The organism is Pseudoalteromonas sp. S4492 (assembly GCF_005886115.1).
GTDB classification, from domain to species: Bacteria; Pseudomonadota; Gammaproteobacteria; order Enterobacterales; family Alteromonadaceae; genus Pseudoalteromonas; species Pseudoalteromonas gelatinilytica.
In genome coordinates, this window is record NZ_PNCP01000009.1 from 1 (window position 1) to 9,420 (window position 9,420).

12 protein-coding genes are annotated in these 9,420 nt (G+C 42.7%); 4 read left to right on the forward strand and 8 right to left on the reverse strand.

The window, feature by feature from the left end; all coding sequences use genetic code 11:
• The 4 genes from CWC28_RS03460 to CWC28_RS03475 form a co-directional block, all read left to right on the forward strand.
• Positions 1-390, forward strand: a 390-nt coding sequence (locus CWC28_RS03460) for a hypothetical protein (RefSeq protein WP_502704928.1), incomplete at its 5' end; no start/stop codon positions are given.
• An 8-nt stretch (positions 391-398) separates the two neighbouring features.
• Positions 399-1,775, forward strand: coding sequence for a class II fumarate hydratase (locus CWC28_RS03465; RefSeq protein WP_063700575.1), 1,377 nt, complete (start codon positions 399-401; stop codon positions 1,773-1,775).
• A 149-nt stretch (positions 1,776-1,924) separates the two neighbouring features.
• Positions 1,925-2,410 carry a hypothetical protein gene (locus CWC28_RS03470; RefSeq protein WP_138624741.1) on the forward strand — a complete coding sequence of 162 codons (486 nt, stop codon included), beginning with the start codon at positions 1,925-1,927 and terminating at the stop codon, positions 2,408-2,410.
• A gap of 13 nt (positions 2,411-2,423) precedes the next feature.
• Positions 2,424-2,825, forward strand: coding sequence for a hypothetical protein (locus tag CWC28_RS03475; RefSeq protein WP_063700571.1), 402 nt, complete (start codon positions 2,424-2,426; stop codon positions 2,823-2,825).
• On the opposite strand, the gene CWC28_RS03480 is transcribed toward CWC28_RS03475, so the two are convergent.
• The 8 genes from CWC28_RS03480 to CWC28_RS03515 all read right to left on the reverse strand — a co-directional run bounded on the left by CWC28_RS03480 (position 2,818) and on the right by CWC28_RS03515 (position 8,890).
• A complete protein-coding gene (locus CWC28_RS03480) occupies positions 2,818-3,003 on the reverse strand; it encodes a hypothetical protein (RefSeq protein ID WP_054554683.1) in 186 nt (61 codons plus the stop codon). The genes CWC28_RS03475 and CWC28_RS03480 overlap by 8 nt on opposite strands.
• Before the next feature lie 65 nt (positions 3,004-3,068).
• Complete coding sequence (locus CWC28_RS03485; RefSeq protein WP_063700569.1) at positions 3,069-3,386, reverse strand: hypothetical protein; 318 nt, start codon at positions 3,384-3,386, stop codon at positions 3,069-3,071.
• Positions 3,383-4,021, reverse strand: a complete 639-nt coding sequence (locus tag CWC28_RS03490; protein ID WP_055199258.1) for a hypothetical protein — start codon at positions 4,019-4,021, stop codon at positions 3,383-3,385. Before CWC28_RS03490 ends, CWC28_RS03485 begins: the two co-directional genes overlap by 4 nt.
• A gap of 71 nt (positions 4,022-4,092) precedes the next feature.
• Entirely contained in the window at positions 4,093-4,785 is a 693-nt protein-coding gene (locus CWC28_RS03495) for a PspA/IM30 family protein (protein ID WP_063700567.1), read from the reverse strand.
• A gap of 24 nt (positions 4,786-4,809) precedes the next feature.
• Positions 4,810-5,223, reverse strand: coding sequence for a YjfI family protein (locus CWC28_RS03500; RefSeq protein ID WP_063700564.1), 414 nt, complete (start codon positions 5,221-5,223; stop codon positions 4,810-4,812).
• A 79-nt stretch (positions 5,224-5,302) separates the two neighbouring features.
• Complete coding sequence (locus CWC28_RS03505; RefSeq protein WP_420820056.1) at positions 5,303-6,955, reverse strand: polyamine aminopropyltransferase; 1,653 nt, start codon at positions 6,953-6,955, stop codon at positions 5,303-5,305.
• A gap of 72 nt (positions 6,956-7,027) precedes the next feature.
• The gene (locus CWC28_RS03510; RefSeq protein ID WP_062566277.1) at positions 7,028-7,927 is read right to left on the reverse strand and encodes a DUF350 domain-containing protein; all 900 of its coding nucleotides are present in this window, start codon (positions 7,925-7,927) and stop codon (positions 7,028-7,030) included.
• A 30-nt stretch (positions 7,928-7,957) separates the two neighbouring features.
• Complete coding sequence (locus CWC28_RS03515) at positions 7,958-8,890, reverse strand: hypothetical protein (protein WP_063700561.1); 933 nt, start codon at positions 8,888-8,890, stop codon at positions 7,958-7,960.
• Positions 8,891-9,420: the final 530 nt, after the last annotated feature.

The following is a 9,420-nucleotide window of genomic DNA, read 5'->3' on the forward strand; positions in this document are numbered from 1 at the left end:
TCATTACAGTTAATCGGTTTTTCTATGCACTCTCACAATGCTATGCTCCATTATCAGCGGCAAATGAAATGTGTTTGCCAAAGACCTGGGTTACATGCCCCTGCGCTTGTTGCTAACTATGTTGAAGCGGGTTTAAACATTGCACGCTATTACGAAAAGCATCACAACTTTATTTTGCAAGAGCTGTATCTAAGACGCACCTTTCATGAACTACTTGAAAAGATGTGTGATTCATTAGTGCATAATGCAATTCGTAAACAATGTTTGGCCCAGCTTTATAAACCGCAACTTGCGCTAAAGCGTTACTACAAAACTCATAACTGTATTGAAAAGTATTTCAGTTTGGAGCGAGAAGCGTGCCTTCTCAGCCAAGAATTTAACCCGATTTAGGAGTGTTTATGAGCCAATTTAGAACCGAATCAGATAGCATGGGTGAACTACAAGTCCCTGCCAATGCGTTGTATCAAGCTCAAACGCAACGCGCTATCAATAACTTCAAAATTAGTGGCTTAGCCATGCCTAAGCAATTTATCACCGCCCTCGCCTACATTAAGCAAGCTGCCGCGCAAAGTAATGCTGCTTTAGGCCATTTGAGCCAAGGTAAAGCTAAAGCCATTGAGCAAGCATGCCAAGAGGTCATCGACGGTAAACATTTTTCAGAGTTTCCTGTTGATGTATTTCAGACAGGCTCAGGCACTAGCTCAAATATGAATGCCAATGAAGTCATTGCAACGCTGGCGAGCCAATTTGCAGGCGAAACCATTCACCCCAATGATGATGTGAACATGGGGCAAAGCTCAAATGATGTGATCCCTACTGCGATTGCTGTTAGTAGCGCTATTAACATCATTTATGAACTATTTCCTAAACTCGATAAACTCAGTCAAAGCCTTCAAAACAAACAAGCCGAAGTAGGCCATATTGTGAAAACCGGCCGCACACATTTAATGGATGCTATGCCGGTGAGTTTTGCACAAACACTGGCGGCATGGCAGTTACAAGTGGATCATGCAATGGCTGGTATTCGCCAAGCACTCGAGCGAGTTTGTGAACTTGCACAAGGTGGCACAGCAGTTGGTACTGGTATTAATGCCGACCCTGCGTTTGCCGGTGAGTTTTGCCAACACTTGAGTGAGAATGTGGGTATTCGCTTTAGCCCAAGCAAAAACTTCTTTTATAACATCGGCTCACAAGATGCCATTGTTGCGCTGTCAGGTCAGCTAAAGGTACTTGCTGTCGCACAAATGAAAATAGCCAATGACTTACGCTGGATGAACTCAGGCCCTCTTGCAGGGCTTGGAGAAATTGAGCTTGAGGCTTTACAACCGGGCTCATCAATTATGCCGGGTAAAGTAAACCCAGTGATCCCTGAAGCTGCCGCTATGGTCAGCGCACAAGTCATTGGTAATGACGCCACCATTACAGTGGCTGGTCAAGCGGGTAACTTTGAGCTCAATGTAATGCTGCCTGTGATTGCCTTAAACATTTTGCAAAGTATCGAACTGCTGGCGAATAGCAGTGAAGCACTGGCAGATAAAGCGATTGCCAGCTTTAAAGTAAACCAAAGCAATGTTGATAAAGCGCTCGCTAAAAACCCAATTCTGGTTACTGCACTTAATCCGGTGATCGGCTATAGCAAAGCCGCAAAAATTGCCAAATTAGCTTATCAAGAAGGTCGTCCTATTATTGATGTTGCTGCAGAGCATACGGATATTTCGCGCGAAGAACTGAGCGAGTTACTGAACCCTGCCAAACTAACCCAAGGTGGTTTGTAATACCTATTTATTGCAGATAGGTGTAAAACTTTTATCTTACTGTAGCTCTGTGAATACAGAGCTACTTACTGAAAGCTAACGTTTTTATTGCTCCACTTTGAGCAATGTGTATGATAGTGAGTACTTATTCAACGATTTTTAGGTATGTTATGCGCTATCCTCTATTGGCAATTTTATTTCCTGTGTTATTAACTGCGTGCTCGGACGCTGCAACTAATGAGCAAGCCGAATCAACGGCAACCAGCAATAAACTTATCGAGGCACCAAAAGCCGTTGAAATAAAAAACGCTGAGGAAGTGACCAAAGCTGCCCCAGATAAAGCGACTATTAGCTCAGCCCATGAGCAACTTAAACAATTAATCGATGATCAAAGCTGTGATAACAGCAGCCAATGTAAAGTATTACCTGTTGGTAGTCGTGCTTGTGGCGGCCCAAGTAGCTTCATTGTTTATTCAACCAAAACAGCTGACACTGCTGAGGTTGAAAAACTTGCAAAAGACATCACCGCCCTTGAAAAGCAATTTAACGCAGCAAACGACATGGTGAGTATTTGTCAGCATCTAACCGCACCGGGTGCGCAGTGTTCTGAGAATACTTGTGTTAGAATCGAAGGCTCAGCGGCAAGTGTATACTAAGGAATAAGCAATAATGGTTCGTTCATCGACTTTCAATAAATTTTTCATCACCACAACTGTGCTAGCAAGTATTGCTTTAAGCGGTTGCGAAACAACAACGTCGGGTAGCTCTGCGCGCGTTGATCTAGGTGATTTAAATGATCAGCTGAACGATATCGTTAGCAATAATAGCTGTACTGCGAGCTTTCAATGTAAGGTGTTAGAAGTTGGTGAGCGAGCATGTGGTGGCCCAAGTCGCTATGTGGTCTATTCAACGTTAAACAACGCACAAGAGCAAGCTGAACAACTTGCGGAGCGAATTACAGCAGCTGAAAAGTCATCTGATCAAGCATTAACCGTTAACGATTGCTCACCAGTCCTGCCTGTACAATCGCTGTGTATTTCACAGCAGTGCCAAGCAATCGAAATTAAGTAAACAATGCAATAAGGCCGGATACTATCACCACGCTGATGATACAAATCCCGGCCTTATAAATGTACTTTACTTGCATTGTATTATGCACCCAATAAGCATAAATGTAGCGAACAAAGTAACTTGCTGCAGTGCCAAATAATGCAAAAATAACTAAATACGCAAGTAAAATAATATCCACAGTCATGCCACTTCTTTAAAACAACTAGTCTCAGTGTAAGGGCTTAAAGAAGTAAAGGCAAAACCCTAGCTTTTTTTGCTGTGTGCAATGAGTAATTCTGCCACTCGCTGTTTCACAGCACGTTTATCATCAGCAGCAACACCAAACCGCTCAGCCAATAAGGCAATCTCTTCATCATTTAAGTTAAACGATAAGCGTTGTCTGGTTTTTTTCGACTTAACGTCGAGCTCCAAAATCTTACGGATCATATCTGATGGCGTAAGCTCTTGGTCAATGGCTTGCTTTTTAATTGATTTTTGCACTTCAGAGCTTAAATCAAATGCCATTTGTGTGGCTCTAACAGCTTGCTCCTGACGCTGCCATTTGGCTTTTGCATCACTCACTTGGCATCCCCAGGAAATAAGTCAACAATATCGCTAATTGGTCTAGTTAACGTCAGTGATACTTCTGTCTCACCGCCTTCCCAGATCTCAATATTTAGACTATGCGATTCATCGTCAGAGCTTAAACAGATCATTTCACACGGCTCACCACCTTCATCTTCATATCGAGGTAAAGGCTTATTACGGTAGTCCTTATTATGGAAATAACACACATAAGGTGCTTCTGATTGTTTATAGCTCGATGCTAAAAAGTGACTAAAACGCTCTGGACTATTTTGTACATTAATTGCCGTTAATTCGTCTTCATCAAAAATACGAGCAAACTCATCAAGGGTAAAAATCTCATCAACATCATCGCGTTGAATTTTGATCGCAAAGTTTGCCCACTGTTCACCGTCATCTGACTCAATTTGCAAAAACACCACTTGGCCAGATTCGCTTTCGAGTACCAACTCATACTCTGCACTACGCTGATACTGATACGTTTGCACATCAATAACACGCAGTGTCTGTCCTTTTAACCAGCTTGGGTAAGCGAACGAATCAATCACTGTTAGCATATCACCAACAAGTAATTGGCTTGGATCAGTAAGCTGACGCTCTGGGGCTTTTTTAGATTTGAAAAAGTTAAACATTGGCTGACTCCTTGTTGAAGCAAAAAAGGTAACCCAGTGCGTGGGTTACCTTTTGTTTTTCCGCTAACAGATTAGCTATTTTGCTTTGCTTTAATACGCGCCAAAATATCCGCGCTTTTCGGGCTCGTATCACCAATACCCGCTTCAGCCATTTTCGCTTTTAAATCATCGCCGTTAGTGTCAGCTTCTAATTGCTTAGCCGCACCTAACTGGTCTTGGCGGTCTTGCTGACGCTGCTTAATACGCTCTAGAGACTCACGTGCTGATGTCATTGATGAGCTATTCGTATTTAGCGTGCTGTTTACAGCCATTGTTGCTTGCTGCACACTTTCAGTCGTTTTAACCATTGTTAATTGACGTTGGTTTTCTTTAATCGACTTTTCAGCTTCTTTAACTTGCTGCTTTAGTTGCACAATGTGGTTACTAAAACCAGCTAACACTTCTTCGTTCTCTGCTTTTTCAGCTTCAAAATCACCGATTTTTTCTGCGATTTCTAATGCAAGAGCTTCGTTACCTTTTTCAAGTGCTTGGCCTGCATACGCTTCATGTTCAGCAATTGATGCATCTAGTGCGCTAATTTTACGCTTCGTTTGCATCTCTTTTGCCATTACTTCAGTCAGGCTTTTCTTAGCACGTTGTAGGGCATTTTGTGCATCAGCAATTTCTTGTTCAAAGATACGGATACCGTTTGCATCAACAATTGCTTGTCCTGCTTCACGAGCGCCACCACGTACAGCTGTAAATAGTTTCTTTAAAATACTCATAATCTTAACTCCAGAAATTGCTAATTAATCGTTTAAATAAATGGTCACGGCTTCAAGTGCATCAATCGCATTGTCTGCCAGTGTTACCAACTCATGGGTAATATCATCAAACGATGAATTAACCGATAACGCGCCAAAAATAGCGTATTTATCATCAATTTTTGCAAATGCGCTTAATGGGATTGGTACATTTAAACGTAGTAACGTTTCGTTTAACTCATTACGCATATCTGCTTGTACTTCGTCTTCAGCAAACAGGTAGCTAATACACAGTAATTGCTCTTCTGTTTGAGTAACAAAGATAGGTAACTCATCATTCCCATCGACGATAACTTGTAACACATCTTGCTCACCTTCGTTGGCAATCAAGAAAGACTCAAAGCTCACACCTTCTGTTTCAAAAGAAGCCAGTTTGATTGATAGTTCATTTAATTCCATGTCTCACCTTTTTACGTTTTGACATATTATGTCTGAGTTAAGATTTGCATAGCCGACATATTATGTCAACTATAAAATATCAATTTTTGTACAATTCGGTTTCAACTTGCCACGCTTGGCGGTAATAATCATATAAGGTTCCAGAACCTAATCTATTGACTTCAATCGTGTTTACTTGTTCAAAAAAATGATTCGGAAACACAAAAGAAGCCAATAAATATTCTTTGCTTACCCAACGAGATGGCACGGGTAATTCGTTAGTTTCACGAATTCGCTGACTTGCTGATTTGCCAGCGGTAGTCGCGATTGTCCAACCCCATTGACCAAACGAAGGAATATTTTGTTGGTATTGCTCAACATAACCAAAACCCGCAGCTTTCATTGTTTTAGCAATACTCAAAAATGCTTTCTTCGCATGATAAGGGGATGTTGATTGCACAGCCACAGCCCCGTCAGGTGCCAATAACTGACGTACATGATTGTAAAAATAGTCACTGTACATCTTATTGAGATCAGGGTGATTAGGGTCTGGTAGGTCAATTAAAATAGTGTCAAAGCGCTCGCCTTTTGCCAGCATTGCTTCGACCTCTAAAAAGGCATCTGCAATGCGAATATCAGCACGAGGGTCGCTCATAGAATGTTTATTTAGCGCTGTTAAACGTGTTCTGATTTTCTCTGGCGCATCATAGTCGCCAACATCATTACCAAATAAGTTTAACAGCTGACCATCTAAGTCAACCAGAGTGACATGCTCTACTGGCCACTTCAAAACATCACGTAATGCAAGCCCGTCACCGCCACCGATGATCAACACGCGGTCATGGCGATTTGAGGCCAACATAGCAGGATAGACAAGCATTGAATGATAAATTTGCTCATCCACACTTGAGAACTGTAAACGACCATTGAGGTAAAGATCAGTAATTGCATTGGGCTGATTGCGACTCAAACGCTCAGTTAACACCAAATGCTGATACTTAGTTGCTTGCGAGTAGATGACTTTATCTTTGTATAAAACATTGCTTAGATTTTTCATCCAGTTAGTGCCAAGCACGAGCACAAACGCAAAAAACACCAACAACAGTACATGGCAAACTAACAGTAACTTAGCGAAGCGAACGTGTTGATGATAGCGCCATAAAAATACGAGACCGGCAATAATATTAAATAACGCTGTCCACGCTGCTGCTTGCATAATTGGCATCGCGAGCATAATGCTCACCCAAATCGCAGCACCTATACCGGCACCGATATAATCAGCCCCGTAAATGGTGCCCGCATTGTTCTCTAAAAAGCGCCCATAGACTTGCTGGCGAATACGCGCAATTAACGGGATCTCCATACCAATTAATAGCCCAAGTAATAGACCAAACACATAAGGTAAAAAACGAGACCATTCTTGCAGCCTTTCAAACACGTAACCATTAAGTACCGTATCTGCAGGCAGGTTAAATATTTCGGAGAAGATATGCGGCAATGAATAACTGACAGCGATAACACTTGCTATCGCTAAAATACAGCCCATGCCGACCAAAGCAATAATGCTCTCAAGCCAAGCAAAAGCAGTAAATGCATCTTTAAACCAACGAGCTAAAAAGGCACCGATACCCATAGCGACAATCATGGTGCCAATCATGGCATATATGGCACTCTCGACCGAGCCTAATACACGACCAGCATAATGAGATAGAAGATATTCATAAATAAGGCCGCACCCAGCGAGTACGGCCATAACAGATATTAATAGGAAATCATGCCCAAGTAGATTGGCTCTACTTGGGGCGCTTGTTGTAGTAGACACTAATTAGGCACCTAACAAGGTTGCCATAGTCGAACCAATCGCAAATGAGATTGCTGCAGAGATAGCAGCTACACCTACGTTCTTCTGACGGTTCACTTCGTCTGAAATATCACAACCAGATAGGATGATTTTGATAGTCACTAAGTGTAGTAAAATGAAGGCAACTAAACTTACCGCTGCACTTAATGCCCAGTAACCTAAACTAGCTACAATATTGTCAGCCGCATAAGGAGCAATACCTGATGCAGCCGTTAATGCCAATGCACTACCCACTAAAAAGCCAGCGTAACGAATACCCACAGCTAAGTTGCCGTCAATAACCGCTTGTTGTAAGCAATCGCCACTGCGATTAGTACGTTTGAATAACTGCACGCGATATTGACTGATCAGTAGCATCGCAATGCTGCCAATTGCAAAGGCCGCGATCACGATTGGAATACCATGCCAGCCTTCGGTTGCCACCCAAAATAAAGCTGAGCGAATCACAATAGCGACACTCACTACATGACCAAAATCAATCAGTGCAGCAGTCGCATTACCTTTTACGATTTCGTCGTGCAGACTCACTTTGCGAAGCGCTACTTTGTCTTGGAAGAAATGACCTAGCTTAATAAGTACAATCGCCATCACACCATATCCAAGCATTTGTAATGCTTCTTGTTGCAAGGTTGGTGCAAATGAGCCGCTGCTCACGCCACTTAGAACAATAGCCAGTGCCACAAGTCCTGCCGCAAAGCTAATACCAAAAGCAAAATTATCACGCTCAGTTATTTCATCATTAGCGTGTAAGTTAGATACCCAGCCTTTGATAAATTTTAGGCTGACAAATAAAGCGATAATGATTGCAAAGTCGATTGCTAAAGCTTGCAACGACCAAGTTGTTATTCCATTAAATTCATACATGTGTTGTAACTCCGGTGGTTATTCTTTTCACTACTTACCGCGGCTAATGCCACGTGATGTTCTGCTCGAGCTGTTGCGTAATGACCCAGAGCTTTTACTGTAACTACTGCTAGAAGCATAGCTACTGCGTGTGCGTGGCGGCGTATAGCTGCTACGGCTTAATCCAGATGCACCACTGCGCTTTGTGGCATACGGACTAGTGAATTGTTTACCTTGGCGTTGATAAGACTGTCGAGTACGCGTCTCTACCGTTTGTTGTGCTTTAATCTGTTTTGGGCTCGAATAACGATAACGGCCATAGTCATTGTAATAGCTATACTTTCTATGGCGGCTCCAGCGACCATATTCAACTCGGTCGAATACATCGCCCAACATGCGATACATACCGTACCAAACCCAAAAACTGGTACCGCTGCTATTTGTTTGCCATTGCCCATAGTTAGGGTTACCAACTAACTGGTTACCAACACTTTCACCTTCAGCAGCTTCACTAATTGCACCAACCCGCGCTAGTGAGCCTTGCGACATATCGGCAAGCATATTGATAGGATCTGTCAGCGCATCCTGAAATAAAGACGGTTTGGCAGCATCACGAATAAGATCAAGTTGATGAAGGGTATCTTCATAAGGGGGTATTAGATAAGTAGACTTAACCTCAGCTAAGCGTTGTGTAAGACCTGAATAAATAGCCCCTTCACGAGTAGCATCAAGACTAATTACTCGCGCGATCTCAGAAAGTTGCGGCTGCTGCTCAGCAAGCACTTGTCCGTATTGTTTAAGTATCGTCGCATTACGCAAAGAGCCATTATCAAGCGCTGTACCAAGTTGATTTAATTCAACTTCAGCTTTTTCTATGGATTGTTGTATTGTTTGTTTCAGCTGCTCTTCTTTCGACTCACAGCCCATAAGCAAGCTTACCAAACAAAACAGGCTAATAAGTTTCCAAGCTTTTATTTGAGACATTCATGTCACCTGATTGTGGTTTAAAAACGCAAATAGTTTTACATAGCTCAAGTGCTAAACCAAGATTAAAATTGCAACAAAGGGTAAATTGGGTGGTAGGTTACATAAGTTAGCGAGAGTAAAGTTAGCGAGGGGAAAGTTTTAAGGTCTGGCGTAGGTTGGGTAGAGCGCAGCGAAACCCAACACATCACAGAGCTATCAGCTTTCAGCCGTCAGCCGCGCGGTGTGGGTGTTTGGTGCTGTGTCTCCCTCTGGCTCTAGGCTCTAGGCTCTAGGCTCTAGGCTCTAGGTTCTAGGTTCTAGGTTCTAGGTTCTAGGTTCTAGGTTCTAGGTTCTAGGTAAAGTGTACTTGTAGGAATGGCTTTAGCCGTGAATGTGTTTGTTATGGTCTAGATTCGGCACTGAAGTACCTCCTACGGGGGGTGTTGCTGAGGGTGACTCTGTACTAAACAAACCAACAGTTCAACTTTACCCTTGCTAACTTGCAACTCGCTAACTCACGTTGGGTTTCGCTGCGCTCTACCCAACCT

Bases quoted from the DNA above. Each gene is read 5' to 3' on its own strand.
- CWC28_RS03465 (WP_063700575.1), top strand. From the start codon at position 399: ATGAGCCAATTTAGAACCGAATCAGATAGCATGGGTGAACTACAAGTC.
- CWC28_RS03470 (WP_138624741.1), top strand. From the start codon at position 1,925: ATGCGCTATCCTCTATTGGCAATTTTATTTCCTGTGTTATTAACTGCG.
- CWC28_RS03475 (WP_063700571.1), top strand. From the start codon at position 2,424: ATGGTTCGTTCATCGACTTTCAATAAATTTTTCATCACCACAACTGTG.
- CWC28_RS03490 (WP_055199258.1), bottom strand. From the start codon at position 4,021: ATGTTTAACTTTTTCAAATCTAAAAAAGCCCCAGAGCGTCAGCTTACT.
- CWC28_RS03495 (WP_063700567.1), bottom strand. From the start codon at position 4,785: ATGAGTATTTTAAAGAAACTATTTACAGCTGTACGTGGTGGCGCTCGT.
- CWC28_RS03500 (WP_063700564.1), bottom strand. From the start codon at position 5,223: ATGGAATTAAATGAACTATCAATCAAACTGGCTTCTTTTGAAACAGAA.
- CWC28_RS03505 (WP_420820056.1), bottom strand. From the start codon at position 6,955: ATGGCCGTACTCGCTGGGTGCGGCCTTATTTATGAATATCTTCTATCT.
- CWC28_RS03510 (WP_062566277.1), bottom strand. From the start codon at position 7,927: ATGTATGAATTTAATGGAATAACAACTTGGTCGTTGCAAGCTTTAGCA.
- CWC28_RS03515 (WP_063700561.1), bottom strand. From the start codon at position 8,890: ATGTCTCAAATAAAAGCTTGGAAACTTATTAGCCTGTTTTGTTTGGTA.